The 20,035-nt window shown below is 68.9% G+C and carries 18 protein-coding genes; 4 read left to right on the plus strand and 14 right to left on the minus strand.

Annotated elements, in window-relative coordinates; all coding sequences use genetic code 11:
• Window positions 1-36: 36 nt before the first annotated feature.
• The 3 genes from MNR00_RS13000 to MNR00_RS13010 all read left to right on the plus strand — a co-directional run bounded on the left by MNR00_RS13000 (window position 37) and on the right by MNR00_RS13010 (window position 5,502).
• Window positions 37-1,953: an Hsp70 family protein gene (locus tag MNR00_RS13000; RefSeq protein WP_241926340.1), complete on the plus strand. Its 1,917-nt coding sequence runs from the start codon at window positions 37-39 to the stop codon at window positions 1,951-1,953.
• 21 nt (window positions 1,954-1,974) lie between these two features.
• Complete coding sequence (locus tag MNR00_RS13005) at window positions 1,975-4,515, plus strand: LuxR C-terminal-related transcriptional regulator (RefSeq protein WP_241926341.1); 2,541 nt, start codon at window positions 1,975-1,977, stop codon at window positions 4,513-4,515.
• A 144-nt stretch (window positions 4,516-4,659) separates the two neighbouring features.
• Window positions 4,660-5,502: an IniB N-terminal domain-containing protein gene (locus MNR00_RS13010; protein WP_241926342.1), complete on the plus strand. Its 843-nt coding sequence runs from the start codon at window positions 4,660-4,662 to the stop codon at window positions 5,500-5,502.
• Between the two features lie 460 nt (window positions 5,503-5,962).
• Here the strand turns inward: MNR00_RS13010 and MNR00_RS13015 are convergent, their stop codons facing one another.
• From MNR00_RS13015 to groES, 5 genes are all read right to left on the minus strand, one after another.
• Window positions 5,963-7,624 carry a GTPase gene (locus MNR00_RS13015; RefSeq protein ID WP_347271911.1) on the minus strand — a complete coding sequence of 554 codons (1,662 nt, stop codon included), beginning with the start codon at window positions 7,622-7,624 and terminating at the stop codon, window positions 5,963-5,965.
• Window positions 7,621-9,495 carry a dynamin family protein gene (locus MNR00_RS13020; RefSeq protein WP_241926343.1) on the minus strand — a complete coding sequence of 625 codons (1,875 nt, stop codon included), beginning with the start codon at window positions 9,493-9,495 and terminating at the stop codon, window positions 7,621-7,623. The genes MNR00_RS13015 and MNR00_RS13020 overlap by 4 nt, the downstream gene beginning before the upstream one ends.
• A 40-nt stretch (window positions 9,496-9,535) precedes the next feature.
• Window positions 9,536-9,757 (minus strand): hypothetical protein, encoded by a 222-nt coding sequence (locus tag MNR00_RS13025; protein WP_241926344.1) that lies wholly within the window; start codon window positions 9,755-9,757, stop codon window positions 9,536-9,538.
• Between the two features lie 95 nt (window positions 9,758-9,852).
• Window positions 9,853-11,037 (minus strand): hypothetical protein, encoded by a 1,185-nt coding sequence (locus MNR00_RS13030; protein ID WP_241926345.1) that lies wholly within the window; start codon window positions 11,035-11,037, stop codon window positions 9,853-9,855.
• Between the two features lie 203 nt (window positions 11,038-11,240).
• Complete coding sequence (gene groES, locus MNR00_RS13035) at window positions 11,241-11,537, minus strand: co-chaperone GroES (protein ID WP_067242196.1); 297 nt, start codon at window positions 11,535-11,537, stop codon at window positions 11,241-11,243.
• A 138-nt stretch (window positions 11,538-11,675) separates the two neighbouring features.
• On the opposite strand from groES, the gene MNR00_RS13040 reads away from it, so the two are divergent.
• Window positions 11,676-12,854 carry a class I SAM-dependent methyltransferase gene (locus tag MNR00_RS13040; protein ID WP_241926346.1) on the plus strand — a complete coding sequence of 393 codons (1,179 nt, stop codon included), beginning with the start codon at window positions 11,676-11,678 and terminating at the stop codon, window positions 12,852-12,854.
• Here the strand turns inward: MNR00_RS13040 and MNR00_RS13045 are convergent, their stop codons facing one another.
• From MNR00_RS13045 to MNR00_RS13085, 9 genes are all read right to left on the minus strand, one after another.
• On the minus strand, window positions 12,855-13,973 hold the full coding sequence (locus MNR00_RS13045; protein ID WP_241926347.1) for a hypothetical protein: 1,119 nt from the start codon (window positions 13,971-13,973) through the stop codon (window positions 12,855-12,857). It abuts the gene before it with no gap.
• The gene (locus MNR00_RS13050; RefSeq protein WP_241926348.1) at window positions 13,963-15,126 is read right to left on the minus strand and encodes a hypothetical protein; all 1,164 of its coding nucleotides are present in this window, start codon (window positions 15,124-15,126) and stop codon (window positions 13,963-13,965) included. Before MNR00_RS13050 ends, MNR00_RS13045 begins: the two co-directional genes overlap by 11 nt.
• Before the next feature lie 3 nt (window positions 15,127-15,129).
• Entirely contained in the window at window positions 15,130-15,567 is a 438-nt protein-coding gene (locus tag MNR00_RS13055; RefSeq protein ID WP_241926349.1) for a hypothetical protein, read from the minus strand.
• A complete protein-coding gene (gene tsaD, locus MNR00_RS13060; protein ID WP_241926350.1) occupies window positions 15,564-16,658 on the minus strand; it encodes a tRNA (adenosine(37)-N6)-threonylcarbamoyltransferase complex transferase subunit TsaD in 1,095 nt (364 codons plus the stop codon). Before tsaD ends, MNR00_RS13055 begins: the two co-directional genes overlap by 4 nt.
• A complete protein-coding gene (gene rimI, locus MNR00_RS13065; protein ID WP_241926351.1) occupies window positions 16,655-17,137 on the minus strand; it encodes a ribosomal protein S18-alanine N-acetyltransferase in 483 nt (160 codons plus the stop codon). The genes tsaD and rimI overlap by 4 nt, the downstream gene beginning before the upstream one ends.
• Window positions 17,134-17,721: a tRNA (adenosine(37)-N6)-threonylcarbamoyltransferase complex dimerization subunit type 1 TsaB gene (tsaB, locus tag MNR00_RS13070; RefSeq protein WP_241926352.1), complete on the minus strand. Its 588-nt coding sequence runs from the start codon at window positions 17,719-17,721 to the stop codon at window positions 17,134-17,136. Before tsaB ends, rimI begins: the two co-directional genes overlap by 4 nt.
• Window positions 17,722-17,886: 165 nt before the next feature.
• Window positions 17,887-18,369 (minus strand): tRNA (adenosine(37)-N6)-threonylcarbamoyltransferase complex ATPase subunit type 1 TsaE, encoded by a 483-nt coding sequence (gene tsaE, locus MNR00_RS13075; protein ID WP_241926353.1) that lies wholly within the window; start codon window positions 18,367-18,369, stop codon window positions 17,887-17,889.
• On the minus strand, window positions 18,366-19,466 hold the full coding sequence (gene alr / locus MNR00_RS13080; protein ID WP_241926354.1) for an alanine racemase: 1,101 nt from the start codon (window positions 19,464-19,466) through the stop codon (window positions 18,366-18,368). Before alr ends, tsaE begins: the two co-directional genes overlap by 4 nt.
• Entirely contained in the window at window positions 19,463-19,825 is a 363-nt protein-coding gene (locus MNR00_RS13085; protein ID WP_241926355.1) for a holo-ACP synthase, read from the minus strand. Before MNR00_RS13085 ends, alr begins: the two co-directional genes overlap by 4 nt.
• Between the last annotated feature and the right edge of the window lie 210 nt (window positions 19,826-20,035).

Raw genomic sequence — 20,035 nt, forward strand, 5'->3', positions numbered from 1 at the left:
CCAGGATTTGGATGACTGGGGAATTCGGCGGAAGTGATGGGCGAGTCATACGTACTCGCGCTCGACGTAGGCACGACCAGTGTGACGACGGTCTCTGCCAGCGCTGCTGAGCGCGAAGGGTTGCAGGTGGTACCGCTTGCGGTGGGGCGCGAGCGGGCCGAGATTGCGGTGCTCGCGTATGTCACCGAGGAGGGTGACGTGCGCTTCGGTGCCGAGGCCGCCGAGCGCGGGCTCGAGCACCCCGAGCGCCTGGTGCGTGATTTCACGCGATCGGTCGGCGATGATGTGCCGATCGTGGTGGGCGGATTCGCGATGCCCGCCGAGGAGCTTTTCGCGCGGATGGCGCTGTGGATCGTGTCGACGGTGGCCGCCGAGCGCGGCATGCTGCCCGGCGCCGTCGCGGTCGCGCATCCGACGGGCTGGACGCGGTATCGGATGGATGCTGTGAGCACCCGTCTTCGCGGGCTCGGCCTACCCGATGTGCTGCTGGTGCCATCAGCGGTCGTCGCGGTGGAGCATTACGCCTCGAGCGACGCACGCGGCCATCAGGTGGGGGTTTACGACCTCGGGGGCAGCACGTTCGAAGCGAGCGTGCTTCGCCGCTTGGATCTGCTGGCAGAGCCGCAGGTGCTCGAGGTCGGCGGATTCGACGTCGACGCCGCGCTGCTTCGTCACGTACTCAACCTGGTCGGCGCAGCCGGCGGCGAGAATCCCCAGATCACGACCGGACCCGATGCCGCCGAGACCTTCGCGGTCAGCATGCGCACCGATCTGCTGCATGCCCGCCGCGCCGTGACCACGGCCAAGGAGGCGCTGTCGTTCAGCGCCGATGCGGCAGTGCCGGTCACACTCGCCAGCGCCTCGACGAGCGTGCGCGTCACGAGGTCGGAGCTCGACGCGATGGCGCGCCCCGCGATCGCCGCGACGGTGGACTCATTCGAGCAGGCGCTGGATTCTGCGGGCATCGACGCGAGTGACCTCGACGAGATCATCCTGATCGGCGGATCCGCGCGCATCCCGCTGATCGCCCAGCTGCTCTCGGAACGCATCGACCTGCCGCTCACGGTGCCCGAGAATCCGCAGTACGCCGCAGCCATCGGCGCGGCGCACGCGGCGTGGGCGCGTCTGCAGAAAGCCCCAGCCCCACTCGCCGAGTCCGAGCTGACGGAGGTTCCAGAGCCCGCCACCCATCGCTTGGCCCTCGCGGCCCTGCGCCCGTCCGGCCGGATTCGGGTGCCGTATGGCGCGGCCACGGCGCTGGTCGCCGGCGCCGTGATCGTCGCCGGCGGGATCGTGTTCGCCTCTACGACGCCGCTCGGCACCGGAATCGATTCCGCGAAGGGCGCATCTCACGAGGGATCGTCCAACGGTCCAGGCACGATGTCGCTGCTGCGCTCGACATCCGGATTCTCGGTGCTCGGCGGGACGCCGGTGGTGGCAGAGGACTCCGACGACCAGGACGATGACGAGGACGGCGATGAGTCGTCGCCGTCAGAACGCGATGCGTCACGCACGCCGGACGCGACCCCAGGCCGGGGTGGTCCGAAGGTGGAGGCCCCAGACGCGGCCGATCCGGGGCCGCGCACTCCGACATCGTCGCCGGATCCCGGTGCCCAGCCGGCCGGTGGCCCTCAGGTCGAGAACCCCGATCCGACACCCACACCGACACCGACCCCGACACCGACCCCGGATCCGACACCCGATCCGACCCCGGATCCCACGACCGATCCGACACCCGACCCCACGCCCACCACGGACCCGACCCCCGATCCGACACCGGACCCGACACCGACGACTGACCCCGCACCGGACCCGACACCGGACCCCACACCAGCGCCTGATCCGACGACGGACCCCGCTCCAGAACCGTCGCCGACGTCAGCGCCCGCAGACCCGTCCCCCCAACCGTCACCGCCGCCGACGGATCCGCCAGCAGCCGACCCGGCACCCTGATCGAAAGCGGCCCCCGACGCCATGACCATCACCTCCGAGACGCTGGCAGAGCGTCCTCAGTCGAATGCCCCGCTGACGTGGGAGCGTCAGCTGCGTCCGGCGCTCGACGCGGTCGGCATGCGCACGCCGCGAGCGGCGCTGGTCGGCACGGCAGGATCGGGGAAGTCGACCGGCCTGCAGCACCTGCACGATCTGTTCCTCGACGAATCCCGTGACGTGCTGCTCGTACAAGACGCCTCCGACGGTCTTGATGAGATCCCGGCCGCGCAGGTGCTGCTCGTCGACGACCTGCACCTGCTCTCAGACGCGCAGCTGACCCAACTCGGTGAGCGCGCCGATGACCCGACTGCGGCTCTGATCGTCGCGCGAAGACCGTGGCCCGCACGGCCCGCCGTGCGCGCGATCGCCCGCCGCCTCGAGCAGCAGGTGCCCGCGATCGTGCTCGGTCATGTGTCGCGGTCGGACGTGCTCGACCATCTCGTCGCGCTCGAGATGACGATGTCCGACGAGTGCGTGGAGCACATCCTGCAGGCCACGCTCGGCATGTCATGGCTGGTCGCCGCCGCGGTGCAGCACCACGATGCGCGCGACTGCGCACACGACGGCGCGCACGGTGAATTGGATCGTTCACTCGCCGAACTGATCATCCATCGGCTCGACTCCAGCGATGACGAACTGCGTCACGCTGTCGAGGAGGTCTGTGTCGCAGCACCCGCCCAGTCGCACGCCATGCCGGATTCCCCGGAGGACGACTGGGTCATGCAGGGCTATGCCCAGGGGCTGCTGCTGCGCAATGGCGACGCCGCACCGCTGGTGCGCGAAGCGGTGCGCGAAGCGCTTCCGACGCATCGCCTGATCGACCTGTGCGCCCGCTTTCCCGAGGCTCTGGAGCACCGCGACGGGCTGCGACCCGTGCGCGATGTGCGGGTCGCGGATGCGCTGGTGGCCAGCGCCGATCGAATGCTCTCTGCCCAGCCCCTTCGTGCGAGCGAGCTCTACGAGGCCTCAGTCGAGTGCGGGGCAGACCCGCATCCGCTCGCGGTGCGCCGGGCGCATGCCGCGTGGTCGGCCGGCGACCTCGACCAGGCGACAGGGTTCGTCGACGAAGTGCTGCGCACCGCCTCGGGCGAGATCCTCTCCTCGATGGCGACGGTCTCGGCCGCGATGTGGTCGGCGCGCGCCATGATGACGCAGGCGAACGAGGTGTTCCGTTTTGCCCCGCCGCAGGACATCACTGCGCGCGCGAACGCGACCGTCGCCGCGTATGGTGTCGGCCAGATCGATGCTGATGCTGTTGCCGATCAGCCGGCGGTGCCGGATGCCATCCCCTCCGCCTTCGGCGTCGCGATGGAGCTGCTTCGCGCCGGGCTGCACAGCACGATGACGCCAGAGGACGGCGAGGATGCGCTGCCCACGCTGCTGCGCGCCGCCGAGATGTACTCCAGCTCACGTCGCGCCGGCGCTCTGGTGGAGCTGCCGGCGGTGATCGCGGCCATCACCGCGCTGAACCTCGGCAGACTCGTCACCGCGCAGACCGTGCTCGACGACGCGATCGCCCGTGACCACGGCGGACCGTGGGCGCGCACGCGCCTGCTGCTGTGGAGTGCGTGGGTGGCCGTGCAGCGCGCGCACCCGGTCGACGCCAAGGAGCTGCTGGATCGAGCGGTCGCCACTTCTGAGACGACGCTGCCGACCCGCGACGCGCTGATGCTGCATGCCGTCCGCGTCGCGATCGCACGTCGGTACGACGACGCCTCGGGCTTGGAGGCGGCGTGGCTCGAAGCCCGCGGCAGCCTGCTGCGCGCTGATGTCGACCTGTATCTGCTGCATCCGCTCGCCGAGCTGGTCAGCGCAGCGGCGCGCATCGGCGATGCACCGCGGGTCGAGGCGCAGCTGACGCGCGCACTGCAGATCGTCGAGGGACTCGGCAGCCCGCCGATTTGGTCGGCGCACGTGCACTGGGCCGGCATCCAGCAGGGCATCCTGCTCGGCCGACCAGACCGCCTCGCTCCGCACGCCAAAGCGCTCGTCGCCGCGGCCGCTCACAGCCGCGTCGCCGCCGGGATGGCCAAGGCGGGACGCGTGTGGACCGATGTGCTGGCGGGAACGGTGGATCCGGATGCCGTGGTCAGCGCCGCCGAGGGACTCGCCGGCATCGGACTGATGTGGGATGCCGCACGGCTCGCCGGTCACGGCGCCGCGCGCACCGACGACCGCAAGGTGGCGGCTCAGCTTCTCGCGTGCGCCCGCGAACTGCATCCGAACGACGGCACCAGGCGCCCCACTCCGACGACGAGCGACGATGTCGAGAGCACGACGCAGGCGCCGGCTGAAGAGGTGCTCAGCGACAGGGAGATCGAGGTCGCGCGACTGGTCGTGCAGGGCAAGACCTACGCCGAGATCGGCGAATCGATCTTCATCTCCCCGCGCACCGCAGAGCACCACATCGCGCACATCAGGCGCCGTCTCGGCGCCACGTCGCGCTCGGCGCTGCTCGCACGGTTGCGCCAGCTGCTGGGGGACGGCGGCGTCAGCGCGGGGTCTTCGGACCAACCCCCGTGAACCCCCCATCGGGTATCGGGTAAACCCCCGATGCCGTGAGGGCATGGCTGCGCATACGATCCGAGTCAAGGTGTGATCCTGGCGGCTGAGGGGCATTGAGCCAGGATGCGAAAGAGAAGTTGAAGAAGTTAAGGGGGCTTGCAGATGACTTCACCAGTAGAGACCATCGCGGACGCACTCATCAGGTTCATCCTGAGTCTGCTGAACGATCCGAATGCGGCTGGGGAGTTCGCCGCACGACCGACCGCGACGCTCGCCGACAACGGACTGCAAGGCGTCTGCATGGCCGACGTCGCCGCCGTTCGTCCGGTGATCGTCGACAATCCGAGAGTGGTCCACCACGACAATCCACCGCCTCCGCCGCCTCCAGGGCCGGACGACCATGAGACGGTGCGCGAGATCATCCGCATGGTGCAGCAGTACACCACCATCGATGCGCGATCGACGATCGTCGATCAGTCGGTGAACCAGAACATCTGGACAGAGGGCGGCGACGTCACCCAGGTGTTCGACCAGGAGGCCGTGGTCGCTTCTGGCGATGACTCGATCGCCGCCGGCGATGACGTCTCGGTCGTCGACTCCGATGTCGACGTGTCGATGGGCGACGTGTCGATCGGCAACGAGACCAACGACGGCAGCTTCAACCAGACCGGCGGCGGCAGCGATGCTGAAGACGGCGCGGCCGAGGTGGATGCCACCGACGAGACGATTCCCGCAGACGCGACCGGCGACGGCGCCGACGACGTCACGCCTGACGCTGTCACGACGGCAACAGATGCGGCCGATGGTGCGGTCGACACTGCCACCGATGCCGCGACAGCGGCCGCACAGTCGGCAGCGCCTCCTCCCCCGCCGGCCGATGTGCCAGAGCCCGCCGACCTGCTGGAGGGCGACATGGCCTCCGGTGGCGGCGACACCTACGAGGCCGACGCCTCCAGTGCCGCGCTCGATGACACAGCGGTCGATGCGCCGCTCGAGGATGGCTGACACTCCGCGCAGGACTCAAGCGCCTCCTCCCTCGTCCCAGGGAGGAGGCGCCGAGTCGGTCGCGCCGTACGGTTCGCGCGAACTGCCGACCCGCCCGGCGATGGCCAGTCCCAACCTGGCCCCGGTGATCGTCAAGGCGACACCGCCGTTCTCGATCCGGCTGAGCCTGTTCTTCTGGGTGCTCAGCTTCGCCGTCGGCGCATTCACGATCGTGTACATGTTCGTGATCCGGCAGGACCTGCTGCCCAAGATCACTGAGGTCGCGAAGACCGCGACAGCAGGTCGCGAAGACGTGACCTACGAGCGGGCGGCCGACATCATCTTCTGGGTGGTGTTCGGCGCGATGGTCGCGGTGCTGTTCACGCAGGTCACGTTGCTGGTGTCGTTCATGGGACGCCGGCGCCAGGTGCGCTGGTGGCAGCTGCTGACGTTCGGCGTGCTGCTGCTGCTGGTGCTGCTGTCACCCGAGTGGGTGGCGCTCGGGGCGAAGGGGGAACCACTGCAGCCGCTTCTTGCGGCGCAGGCCGCCCTGGTTCTGCTCGCCCTGCTCAGCAGCATCCTGCCCGGAGGCGTCGCCTGGTCCGCCCGCCGGTACGATGTTCGGCGCGGGCCGCAGGGGTCGGGCCAGTCCGACCTCTGAGGCGATGGCCGCCAGGCTGCGCAACACCGCCTGGCACACCATCAGCGTGCTCCGCTCGGCCAGCGGAGAAGCCGCCAGCGCACGCCAGCGGTCGATCTCAGCGCTCGTCCGGTCGGCGATGTCGCTGGGCGTCGCGTCGGCGGCCAGACCCAGGCGGTCGGATGCGGTCACTCCGGCCGCCCCGAGGATGCGCGCCGCGTCTTCGGCGTCCGATGCCGGCAGCGGCAGGCCGCGCGACCGCGCCTGAGCGAGCAGCGAGAGCTCACGCAGCACGTGCGCCGAAACGGTGAAGCGCTCGATCCCCGCTCGGATGCTGTCGACGCCGGCGCGCGGCGAACGGCGCAGCAGCGCCTGCAGCTGGAGCACCACGCCGCGCGCTTTCAGCGTCTCGGCACGAGGCTGGAACTGCGCCTTCACGAAGTCCTGCAGCTCGATCAGTCCGCTCTGATGCACCAGGGCATCCGACAGCTCGGACGAGCTCGTCACGCCGCCGCGGATGATCGCCGTCGCCAGCCGCACGCCGAAGATGCCGAACCGCGACAGCAGCTCCTCGCGCACCGGCACACTCAGCCCGGTGGCGTCGCTGGGGCGGACGAACCGGTCCGCCGACACGAGCAGGCTCTCCCGCGCGGCGCGCTCGAGGCCGGCGAGCTCGCGGAAGGCGATGTACTCGCTCTCCCGCAGTGTGCGTGCCCCCTCCGCGAGCAGCCCCGCGACCGGCACGACGCCCAGTGCGAGGGCCGCCAGATCGCCGTCGCGCTCGTAGCGCTTGGCGACGCGACGGGCCGACAGCAGCGAGTCGATTCGGCCCGAACCGACCTCGTCGGTGCGCGAGAGCACGGCGACCGCGCACACGCTCTGCGCCGCACCGGCGGCCGTGTCGCGGAAGGCCTCGAGGAACTTCACGTCCGAGCCGTGCAGATGGCGCATCAGGTACACGACGGCGTCCGCCGACGACGGCGAGTCCTCGGGTGTGAGGAAGCGCGCCGTGCGGGCCGAGGTGTCGCCGGAGAGCGAGGCGATGCCAGGGGTGTCGATGAGGATGAGCGATTGCAGCCCATCCAGCGGCCAGCCGACGTCGATCCACTCGATCTCCTCGGCAGTGCGCCCGTCGAGATCGAACACGAGCAGTCCGTGTTCGCGTCGGATCGGCATTCGCACGCAGCGCCCGTCACGCAGGTGCATGGTGATCGCCGGAGTAGGCGAGTACCGGTACCAGGTGACGATGCGGGTGCACTCGGCCGTGTCGGTGGCGGCGATCCGCTCGCCGAGCAGGGCGTTCAGCAGCGTGGATTTGCCGGCTTTGACCATGCCTGCCAGAGCCAGCCGCAGCGGCTCGTGCAGGCGGATCTCCAGCCGGTCGATCAGGGCGGTGGCCTCGCGATCACCCGCGTACACCGAGCGCGCGGTGCGCAGCAGATCCTCGGTCTCTGCGATCACGGAGTGCGCCGGCGCGTCCAGCTGCGCTGTGGCTGCCATCATGCTTCCACCTTCGCGCCGATCGCGGCCGGCTGTGCGCCCGCTCGGAGCGCCGGTGTGGGCGCCGGCGGCAGCGCGGGAATGGTCTTGCGCACGTTCTCGAGATCGCCGATGCGAGTGCGCAGCGCCCCGATACGCTGGTCGCGCGTCGCCGAGAATCCGGTTGCCGCTTGCTTGGCGCGCAGCAGCGCGTCGGCGAGCGAGCTGTGCAGCTCCTCGGCGAGCGACCCGAAGTGATCGCGGGTCGCGCGCTGCACCAGGCGCAGCCTGTCTTTCAGCTGCTTGCCGACTTGGAAGGTCACCTCGTCGATGTACTTGCGGACGATGACCTTCGCCTCCTGCTGGCGGCGGTTGAGCCTGTTGCCCATGTCCTCGCGATAGGCGCGCCGTCCCACCAGCACCCCGGCCAGCAGCGAGAGCGGGTTGATCAGGGCCATGCCGACCAGGCTCGTGGCCAGCCCCACCATCAGCACGCCGCCGTACGAGCCGCGCACGCCGATGTACATCTTCTCTGCGGCGCCCAGCTGCCCGGCGTCGAGGCCGGAGATGTCATCGACGACGTCGAGCACTCCGGTGATGTCCGAGACGTCGTGGATCGGGATGTCGGACTGGTCCTGGCTGAACAGCTCTGCGACCTCTTCGGCCAGCCACCGCGAGCGCTCGTCCGTCCATACGAAGGTCTCCGAAACGGCCGCGGTCACGCGCTGATCGAGCCACTCGCGGATCTGATCCCAGATGGGGCCGGGGTCGCCGTCGTCGATCGCGCGCTCTGCCTCGCGCTGCACCTTGCGCAGTCTGTCGCGCACGTCGTGCTCCATGTCGGCGACGAGGTCGGCGATGCCGTCGGTCAGCAGCACCTGCCAGCGGGCCGAACGTCCGCGGAACTCATCGGCCTTGGATTTGGCGGCCTCGAGCTCGGCGATCATGCGCGGGGTGTCCTCGGGGTTCACCAGTGCGTTCAGCTCGGCCCGAAGCGACATCTCCAGCTGGTCGACGACCGAGATCAGCTCGTGCACGGCACTGCGCTCGTGAATGACCTCGGCGCGGCCGAGCACCTCACGACGCAGGTGCGCGACCAGCGCCGGAAAACCGGACTCGTCGTTGAGTGTGCGGTCCTGCAGCTCGGCAGCGAGCAGACGCAGATCACTCGACACCGAGAAGATCGGCACATCATCGTGACCGCTCAGGTGCCGGCGGTCGATCTCTTCGATGCGTCGCCATTCCGGATACAGGTCGGTCTTGGCCAGCACCGCGGCGACGTTGGGCGACATCCGCATGGCGTGCTGCAGAAACTGCACCTCGGGCTCTGTGTACTCCTGCGAGGCGTCCGAGACAAGCAGCACCGCGTGCGCGCTGGAGAGCGCTGCCAGCGTGGCCAGCGAGTTCGACGATTCGAGTCCGCCCACGCCTGGCGAGTCGACGAGCTTCAGCCCGCCGCGCAGGATCTCGCGCGGCAGCAGCACCTCAGCCGAGACGATGCCGCGCTCGTTGCCGGGATTGCCCCGCTCGGAGACGTAGTCGGCGAGCTGCTCGAGTTGGATCTCGCGCCTGTTCGGTGCGGCGCCGTTGCCGGTGGGCTGCTCCACCACCCAGGCCGACGGCTGCTCCGCGTAACCGACGCTCGTGGGCACACTGGTGGCCACGTCATCGTCCACCGGGCATGCCGGTGCGTTGACGAGGGCGTTGATGAGCTTGCTCTTGCCCTGCTTGAACTCGCCGACGACGATCACCCGCACGGCAGGATCTGCCAGCCGCTCGCGGGTGTTGGCCAATCGTGCAGCGAGATCCTGACGGCCCGCGGACGCGGCGAGATCGCCGACATCGTGGATGACGTCGACGATCTGAGTCTGTTCGGTACTGCGGTGCTCCGGCACTTGTCCCCCTCTTGCGCGCGGATGCTGGCTGCCGTGCTTCTCAGCCGAGCAGGTCGCCCTCTGGTGCGTCGCTGCCAGGGTCGGCGACGCCAGTGGCATCGTCGTCCCAGAACAGGTCCGCATCTCCCCAGTCTGATTCGTCGATATTGACGAGCTCCTGGCTGAACGAATCGGTCGAGAAAGGGTCGAACAACGGACCGTCTCCCCAGACGGTGTCCTGCAGGCCGTCATCGGCCCCGGGGACTTCGTGTTCCTCAGACATGGCTTTCGCTCCGGATCAGATGCTTCAGGAGTTTAGTGGTGTGCCCGGCCGTCCACCAGAGTGGACGGCCGGGCAGGTCATGCGGCTTCTCAGTCTCAGAAGTCGAACTCGTTCGCGTCAGCGTTGGGGCTGAGCACGTTGGAGTTGTCGACGTCGACATCCACATCGACGTCCGTCTCGTTCGAGTTGTCCTGGAACGAGTCGTTGACGCTCCAGTTGTCGGAGTTGTCGGTCATCGAGTTGTCCTGGAACGAGTCGTTGATCGACCAGTTGTCAGAGAAGTCCTCATTGAACGAATCGGTGTTCCACGTGTTCCCGATCGAGATGTCTCCCATGTCGATGTCGGTGTCGATGTTGCGGACGTCGACGTCGCCGCCAGCTGCGATCGAGTTGTCACCCGAGGCGATATTGCTGCTCTGGCCGAAGTACTGACCGACGTTGCCGCCGCTCGCGCCGCCGCCCATCGCACCAGCGTCTCCGCCGGCACCACCGTCGTTGTCCCCCGAGCCCGCGAAGGACCCTGCAGCTCCGCCGGCACCGCTGCCGCCGGCCGCGCCGCCGGCACCGCCGGTGCCCGCCCCTCCGGAACCACCCGAGCCGAGAATGCCGAGGCCGCCATCGCCGCCCGTGCCTGCTCCGCCCGCACCGCCGTTGCCGCCGTTGCCGGTGTCGCCGCCGGCCGCCCCCGAGAACGCGGGGCCGCCCCAGCCGCCGTCCGCGTCTCCGCCGACTGCGATCGCCGCTCCGCCGCTGCCGGAGGAGGTGGTGATGTTCTGGTTGACCGACTGGTCGTTGACCGTGGTGCGCGCGTCGATGTCGATGTCGACATCAGCGCCGCCGCCGTGCATCTTCGACATGGCGGCGAAGTCGCCGTCTCCCACGCCGATGTTGAGGTCGCCCATTCCGGTGTCGTACTGGCGGATGCCTGCGTTGACCGAGTGGTCATAGAGCGTCTGGTTGCCCGAGTCGTGCACCGAGTTGTCCTGGAACGAGTCGTTCACCTGGAACGAGTCGTTGATGGAGTCGTCGTTCTCCGAGTTGTCGGAGTTGTCCGAGTTGTCGGAGTTGTCGGAGTTGTCCGAGTTGTCCGAGTTGTCGGAGTTGTCGGAGTTGTCCGAGTTGTCCGAATTGTCGTTGCCCGAGTCGCTGACGTCCGTGTCGTTGTTCGAGAGCAGGTCGTTGTTCGAGTCGTTCGTCGAGTTGTCGTTGCCAGAGTCCTGGACGTCGAGCCCGAGGTTCCACTGAGCTCCGAGAACGTTGATGTTGTCGTTCGCAGCCATGATTTTGATCCCCTTCATCAAAGAGTGCCGTTTGGCGCCTAAGAAGAGTGTGCGCGGCTGCGGCTGCCGCGGCATCGGGGGTGATCCCGAGGGTTGACGGGGGCACCCGGGGGATCGATAGGGGGTCGATGGGGGCTGATAGGGGAATGCAGAAGGACCCGGATGCCAGGCATCCGGGTCCTTCTGGTGATTCGAGGGGTGCGTCAGCGGACGACGACCGCCAGCACGTCGCGAGCCGAGAGCACGAGGTACTCGTCAGCACCGAACTTGACCTCGGTGCCGCCGTACTTGCTGTAGAGCACGCGGTCGCCCACGGCGACGTCCAGCGGAACGCGGTTGCCGTTATCGTCGATGCGGCCGGGGCCCACTGCCACGACCTCGCCCTCCTGGGGCTTCTCCTTGGCGGTGTCAGGGATGACCAGACCGCTTGCGGTGGTCTGCTCGGCCTCGACCTGCTGGATGACGATGCGGTCCTCGAGCGGCTTGATGGAAACCGACACGGTGTACCTCTTCTTTCGTGACTGGAGATCAGAAGACTATTAGCACTCTCATACCGAGGGTGCTAACTCCAGTGTATGCCGACGGCTGGCACTCACGCAATGCGAGTGCCAATCGAACGCCGCGCGTAGGCTTTGCGTGTGGAGATGGGTGAACTGACCGCACTGCTCACTCGCGAGGGGCTCGCCCTGCTCGACGAGGTGGGCCCGATCGAGTCATCAGCGGATGTGGCGAAGGCCGTCTCACGGCTGCGGGCTGCCGGGCACTCCCCCGAACTCGTCTCTGCCGTCGTCGGTCAGGCGCACTTGCGAGTGAAGGCACACGCGAAGTTCGGCGAGTTCGCCGCACGGATGCTGTTCACCAGGGCCGGGCTCGAGCAGGCCACCCGGTTGCACGTCGCCACGCTGCACGCCGTGCGGATGCGCCAGGCCGACATCACGACGGTCACCGATCTCGGCTGCGGCATCGGCGGCGACAGCCTCGCCTTCGCCGCCGCCGGGCTGGACGTGACGGCGGTGGATGCTGACGAGGTCACCGCCGCGATCGCCGCCTATAACTTGGCTCCCTTCGAGGCGACCGTCCGCCAGGGCCTCGCCGAGGACGCCCTCCCCACAGAGGGCGCCATCTGGCTGGATCCGGCGCGACGGACCGCCGGGCACAGCGAGACGCGTCGCACCTCAGCATCTGATTGGTCGCCGTCTCTGGATTGGTGCGCAGGCGTCGCCCGCACACACCCGACCGGCATCAAGCTCGGCCCCGGCCTCGACCGCGACCTCATCCCCGACGATGTCGAGGCGCAGTGGGTCAGTGCCGATGGCAGTGTCGTCGAGCTGGTGCTGTGGAGCGGCGTGCTGGCGCGCCCTGGCATCCGACGAGCGGCTCTGGTCGTGCGCGACGGCAAGACGCACGAGCTGACGGCGGCGGCGGATGCTGAAGACGAGCCGGTGCGCGAACTCGGCGCGTTCCTGCATGAGCCAGACGGCGCGGTTATCCGCGCGCGGCTGATCGGCGAGGCGGGGCGGATGCTGGAGGCCGGCATGCTCGACGAGCAGATCGCCTATCTCACCGGCGATGCCGCGCTGACGAGTCCGTTCGTGCAGTCGTTCCGGGTGCGCGAGACCATGCCGGCTCACGTGAAGGCGATCAGCGCCGCCCTGCGTGCGAACGACATCGGGCGGCTCGAGATCAAGAAGCGCGGGATGGACATCGATCCTGCCGCGTTCCGCAAGAAGCTGAATCTGAAGGGCTCGAAGGCGGCCACGCTGATCCTCACCCGCACGCCCGCCGGACGCGTGGCGATCCTCGCCGATCGGGTCTGATCACTCCTCAGGGAAGCCGGTCTTGTCATCTGCTGTGGCACAGTACCCCGAATCGACGTCGCACACCACGGATGCCGGGGTGCGGATGACGGTCAGCAGCGGACCCCGCGAATCGGTCATGCGCACGCTGTACGTGGCCCCAGGCACCGAGAGGTCGAGGGCTCGCGCAGAGTCGAGACCACCGCACGCCTGAGCCGAGATCTCGGTGGCCGTCGCGACCAGCACGCAGTTCTGCGCGTCCTGATGCAGCCAGATCGGGACGTCACCGTCGTAGCCGATCAACTGCAGCATGTCTCCGCGGAAGCCCTTGCTGTCGAGGAACTCGGCGATCGGCAGCTCGTCGCCGGAGTACTGCGAGCGCCAGTTCCACTCCTGGTCATCGTCTTGACGCTGCATGACCAGGACCTGCGTCCCCGTGATGTCCTCGATCAGAGAGGCCCAGACCGTCTCCCAGCGATCGTCGTTCTCGATCGAGGCGCTGGCCTGCAAGCCGAATTCGTTGCCCTCGCGATCCGACTGCACGCACGAGGGCGTGGGATACCGCTCGCTGCCACCGGTCTCGCTGCCGCCCGTGAGGAAGAAGCAGTCGAGTTCGCCGTCGTCCTTGGTCGCGGTCCAGGCATCGACGCCATACTTCGAGCCGACCAGTTCGATGGAGCCGGCATCGAGGTCATCGGATTTCTGCAGCTCGATCCACACGTCGCGCTGGGCGCCGGTCATCGCCGGCGCGCCGCCGTCGCGACCGAAGGCGAGCCAACCGGCGCCGAATCCGAGGAGGAGCGTGAGGACGGCCGCGAGCGGAGCAAGCCAACGGCGAGGGGGCTTCGCGAGTTCTGCGGGAGCCGTCGGTGGCTGAGGTGGTCCCTGTCCCTCGTCGCGTTCCGCCCGTTCCGGGGCCGGAGGGCGTTCCAAGGGCGCTTCGTCTCGCTCGTGGGGCTCAGGGCGCTCAGGAGCGGGTGCGGTGACGGCCGGGGTCGGGGTGACTGCGACAGGCTCTGACTCGGCAGGTCGTGTCAGGCCCCGCAGTTCCTCGGCTTCGGCATCCGACAGGCCGCCGCCGGGTGCATAGGCCTTGTGCTCGAGTTCACGGCGGCGAGCGCGTGCGGCGTCATCCAGCATCCGGCGCCTCCGCGGTCTTGGTGACGGTCAGGACCGGTGCACTCGTGTCAGAGGTGCGCACCGAGTAGGTCGTGCCTTCGACGGTCAACTCGGTCACCTGCCCGTCGTCCGACACCTCGCACGAGCTCAGCACGTCGTTGGCGCCTTGGGTCACGACGTACAGGCACTGCTCGGGCGCGTAGCCCAGCCAGATCGGGGTGTCCCCGTCGTAGCCGACGATGCTCAGTGCGTTCGGATCGACGCTCTGCGCCTCCAGAACGCGCGCCAGCTCGACCTCCTCGGGGGTGAACTGCGCTGTCCAGTCAGTGGACTCCACGATCTCGGACCGCTGAATCACGGTCGTATCCCGTCCGGTGATGTCCTGCACCATCGTCGCCCAGTAGACCCAGTGGTCGCCGTCACCGGTCGAGTCCAGGGTGGCCGTTAGATATTCGTCCGACGTGCGAGCTTCATCGATCGTGCGGCACTCGTGCTGGGTGGCCGGTCCCCGGTTGAGGATGATGCACTCACTCACGCCCTTCTTGGCCGTGCCCGTCCACACCGTGACGCCGTACTGCTCACCCCGGAACGTGAGGGATCCGGGGTCGTAGTCCCCCGACGCCTCGAGGTCATTCTTCAGCTCGGCCTGATCGGCGGACATCTTCGGCGTTGCCTCGTTCTGCTGCCCGAAGGCCAGCCAGCCGCCGACAAAGCCGATCAGCAGCGCGAGACCCGTTGCGGCAGGGATCACCCAGCGCCGCGTGCGCGGCTGGGAGCTGGCGAGCTCGGTCTCGGTCTCGGGTTGGAGGTCTTCCTCGGACCGGACCGGCTCCGGCGGGATGATCTCCGGTGCGGCGCGGATGCTGTCGGCGGCCGCTCTCGACACGCGCGCTGGGGCGATCGGCGCCGCGTGCGGATCCCTCTCCGCACCGAGCGACGCGGCCTGCGCACGGGCTGCCTCCGCGGCATCCAACTCCCGAAGCTCGGCCGCTTCAGCATCCGACAGCCCACCGCCAGGCGTGAATGCGCGGCGCTGCAGCTCGCGGCGGCGCGCAGCGCCCCGGTCGGTCAGGGCGTGCAGCTCTGCTGCCTCAGCATCCGACAACCCGCCGCCGGGCGCGTACGCCCTCAGCTCCAGCTCACGTCGTCGTGAACTGTCCGCGCTCTCCAGCATCGGTCACCCCAGCTTCTCGAACTGCATCGTCGCCCAGATCAGCCATCCTGCACTGAACAGCGTCGCGCAGAGCCCCAGTACCAGCGCCCACACCGCGATCGCACGGTTCTCGACCGGTCGACGCAGTGACATGATCGCCGCGATCACGGCGACGATCGCGACCGGGATCCCCCAGCCGACGAACATCGACGTCGCCAGCGCCACGATCGCCGCGAACAGCGCCCACGGCGCGAGCCGCCCGTCATCGGCGGACTCCGGCGCCCATTCATGCGGCACGAACTCGCCGGGATCCGCCGCAGGTCCTGCTCCGGCCATCGTCGCATCGGTCGGCACCGGCCCTGTAGGCAGCTTGCCGTACCCCTTGCGCGCACCAGGCAGCGATGCCGAGCCCTCGGTCTTCTCGACTTCGGGGGTCGGGCCCTCGATGCGCGGATCGGTCATGATGCGCTCACGCCCTCGTTCACGCTCTCGTTCACCTGGATCTCGGTCACCGGCAGCGTCGAATCCGCCCCGAAGGCGAGGGTCGACGGGCGGCGTCCGCTGGAGATCAGCTCGGCGGCGAGTCCAGCGATCATGGCTCCATTGTCAGTGCACAGTGACAGCGGCGGGATGCGCACGGCCACCCCGGCGGCCGCGGCACGCTCGAGGGCGACCTCGCGCAGGCGCTTGTTGGCGATCACTCCCCCGCCGAGCAGCAGACGCGGCACGCCGCGGTCTGCGCAGGCGGCGAGCGCCTTGGTGACGAGCACATCGACCACGGCCTCGCGGAAGCTCGCTGCGACGTCGGCCAGCGGGATCTCCTCGCCGTTCGCCTCGGCGCGCTCGACCCAGCGTGCGACAGCGGTCTTCAGACCCGAGAACGAGAAGTCGTAGCGGTGCTTCGCGAGGTCGGATGCCTTCGACAGCCCGCGCGGAAAGCGGATCGCCTTCGGGTCTCCGCCGATGGCGGCCCGGTCGATCTGCGGTCCGCCTGGATAGGGCAGGCCGAGCAGACGGGCGACCTTGTCGAAGGCCTCGCCCGCGGCGTCGTCGACGGTCTCGCCGAGCAGTTCGACGTCAGTGGTCAGGTCGCGCACGTGCAGCAGCGAGGTGTGCCCGCCCGAGACCAGCAGCGCGATGGTGGGGTACTCGAGAGGTTCCGATTCAGCTTCGTCGGATGTCAGGATGTCAGCTGCGATGTGCCCGACGAGGTGGTTCACGGCGTAGAGCGGCTTGTTCAGCGAGACGGCCAGTCCCTTGGCCGCTCCGACGCCGACCATGAGGGCTCCGGCGAGTCCGGGGCCACTGGTGACGGCGATGGCGTCGAGGTCGTCGAGGGTCACCTTGGCTTCGGCCAGAGCGCGCTCGATGGACGGCTGCAGCTCTTCGAGGTGCGCGCGGGCGGCGACCTCTGGCACGACACCGCCGAAGCGGGCGTGCTCGTCCATGCTGGATGCGATCGTGTTCGACAGCAGCCGGCGTCCGCGCACGATCCCGATGCCAGTCTCGTCGCAGCTGGTCTCGATGCCGAGCACGAGTGGTTCGGTGGTCACTTGTCGGCCTCCTGCTCGCTCTGCGCGGCCCAGGCCGGCAGATCCAGCCGCATCACCACGGCGTCCACATCGTCGGGCTGGTAGTACCGCGGGCGGCGGCCGAGCTCGGTGAAACCCTCCGACCGGTACAGCCCGTCAGCGACGGGGTTGTCTGCCCGCACCTCGAGGAACAGCTCGCGCGCGCCGCGGGCGATGGCTTCTGCGATGAGGGCGCGCAGCAGCATCCGCCCCCTGCCGCGTCCGCGGAACTCGGCATCCAGCGCGATGGTCTGGATGTCAGCATCCGACCCGCCCTGCAGGGAACGCAGCCCGCCGTACCCGACGATGCGATCGCCTTCGACGTCGACGAGGTAGTGGTTGTGGGCGCTGGCGATCTCGGTGCCCATGGTCTCTTCACTCCACGCGTCGGTGGCGAAGTTGCGGCGTTCGAGCTGCATGATCGCGGCGAGATCGTCGAGGACGGCTGGTCGCAGGGTCACGCGCTCACCCGCTTCGGCGCACCGGGCTGCATGACGTCGGGCGAGCGCAGATACAGCGGTTCGGTGCTCGCGAGCGTGCGGCCGGCGGCGAGCGCGCGTGCGCCTATCCGCGCGAGAGCGGATGCTGACAGCGCCGGCGTCACCGGTTCCTCATCCCTCTTGCGCAGGGACGTCGGCTCGATCAGGTTCGGGATGCCATCAGCATCCACCCCGTCGAAGACGCTCACCGCGATCTCGCGCCGACGCGCGTCGGTGATGACGGTGAACCGGCCTTCCGCGCCGTCGTCGAGCAGCGTCTGCGCGATCGCGAGATGGCTGGGCACGGGGATCACCGGGATGCCACGGCCGAGCGCGAACGTCCGCGCCGCGGCGATGCCGATGCGCAGGCCGGTGAAGGGCCCTGGGCCCATGCCGGCGACGACGTGCGTGATGCCGGAGCAGGCTCCTGCGACCTCGGCCAGCAGATCGCCGATGACCTCGGCGTGTCCGAGTGGATCGGTCGTTGCTGCCTCGGCGACGGTGCGCCCGTCAGCATCGATCACGGCGACGGCCGTGCCGAGAGAGGTGTCGACGGCGAGAATCACTCCTCCAGGTTAGTCGCCCCGCTCTGGGTGAACCCCGCTCCCCTGGTACGGATGGCGGTCAAGAATACGGATGGCGGGAGACACGCCGAGGAATCCACCTGCAAGCGTTCAATCTCCCGCCATCCGTTCCCGGACGGGGCTTGAATCCGCAGCCAGGACTCGAGGTCAGGGGCGGACGCAGTCGATCGTCACGAAGCGAGGGGCGTCGGCGTCGAGATCCTCGTCGGCGAGATCGGCGACGCCGCCCACTGGACGCTCGATCTCGATGTCCCACCACGAGTCGGCGACGGCGGATGCCATCCCCCGGCCCCACTCGATGACGACGACCGAGCGGGTGAAGTCGATGTCGAGGTCGTCGAGTTCGGCGGCGGAGCCGAGCCGGTAGGCGTCCACGTGCACGAGGGGCGCGCCGCCGACCAGCGACGGATGCGTGCGGGCGATCACGAAGGTCGGGCTCTGCACAGGCCCTCGCACGCCCAGTCCTTCAGCGAGCCCCCGCGTGAACGTGGTCTTGCCTGCGCCGAGCGGACCGGTCAGCATGATCAGATCGCCGGCCTGCAGCTGCTCGCCGATCCGAAGGCCGAGGTTCTCCATGGCATCCGACGTCGTGATCTCGTGCCGCCCGAGGAACGCGGGATCGACGCTCATGACACGGTCCTACGGGGCACGCGGTCGCCGATGCGCGTGACGATCTCGTAGTTGATCGTGCCTGCGGCATCCGCCCAGTCGGTCGCGGAGGGCTGGCGCAGCGTCGGGTCGCCGAAGACGATGACCTCGTCGCCGACTTCGACCGGCTCGTCGCCGACGTCGACGACGAACTGGTCCATCGCGATGCGGCCGGCGACGGTGTGCGGGCGGCCGTTCACGAGCACGGGGCCCGTGCCGGATGCCTGACGGGGAATGCCATCGGCGTAGCCAAGCGGCACCAGGGCGAGGGTGGTGTCCTTCTCGCAGCGGTACGCGTAGTCGTACGAGACGCCGGAGCCTGCGGGCACCCTGCGCACGGCGGCGACCGAGGCGCGCAGCGTCATGGCCGGGCGCAGCCCGAGATCCGACGAGGAGCGGTCGGCGAACGGCGAGAGCCCGTACAGTCCGATCCCGATGCGCACGGCGTCGAGCCGCGCCTCGGGGATGTCGATGGCGCCGGCGGTGGCGGCGAGGTGACGGATCTCGGGGTGGATGCCGAACGATGCGGCCTGCTCGATGACCGCCTCGTAGCGGGTGAGCTGCTCGCGGTCGTCGGCGATGCTGGCGCCGGAGAGGTGGCTGAAGATGCCGACGATGCGGATGCGTCCGATGCGCTCCAGTCGGGCGGCCTCTGCCAGCACCCTTTCCAGGTCGTGCGCGGCGATGCCGTTGCGGGAGAGGCCGGTGTCGACCTTGAGGTGGATGGATGCCGGCGCCGGCGTGGCCTCGGATGCTGCCATCAGCTGCTCCATCGACGAGATGCCGATCTCGATGCCGGCCTCGACGGCGTCGTCGAACCGGCGACCCGGTTCGTGCAGCCAGGCCAGCAGCGGTGCGGTGATGCCGGCGCGACGCAGCGCGAGGGCCTCATCGAGTGTGGCGGTGCCGAGTCGGGTGGCGCCTCCCGCGAGCGCGGCGATGGCGACAGCGGGGGCACCATGCCCGTAGGCGTTGGCCTTGACGACGCCGATCACCGCGACGCCGGTGAGCGCCCGCAGGTGCCGCACGTTGTCGGCGATGGCATCGAGGCTGATCGTCGCTTCGCGGAAGGGGTTCATCTGGCATCCGATCGCTCGGCGACGACGTACGCCGCGGCGAGCCCCGCGTCGTGCGTCATGGACAGGTGCAGGGCGGTGATGCCGCGCTCGACGACCACGGCGGCGGTCGACCCGCTCAGCACGAAGTGCGGGCGGCCCGAGGGCTCGGAGGCGATCTCGATCTCGGTCCAGTACACGCCGTCACTGCCGCCGAGTGCCTTGATCAGCGCCTCTTTGGCGGCGTAGCGGGCGGCCAGCGAACGCAGCTTCAGCAACTGCTCAGCGGGAGTGAACAGCCGTGCGAGCAGCCGGGGCGTGCGGGTGACCGAGCGCTCGAACCGCACGACATCCACGAGGTCGATTCCGGTGCCGATGATCACGCATTCAGCCTACTCGGCGCCCGATCCCGGCATCCGATCCCGATCCCGACATCCGATCCCGATCCCGACATCCGATCCCGATCCCGACATCCGATACCGGCACCCGACCCGTATCCCGGCACGGATGGCGGGAGATTGAACGGATGGCGGTCGAAATGCCGCGGAATCCACCTGCAACCGTTGATTCGACCGCCATCCGTTCCCGAGAAA

The sequence above is a fragment of the Microbacterium sp. H1-D42 genome, from assembly GCF_022637555.1.
GTDB lineage: Bacteria > Actinomycetota > Actinomycetes > Actinomycetales > Microbacteriaceae > Microbacterium.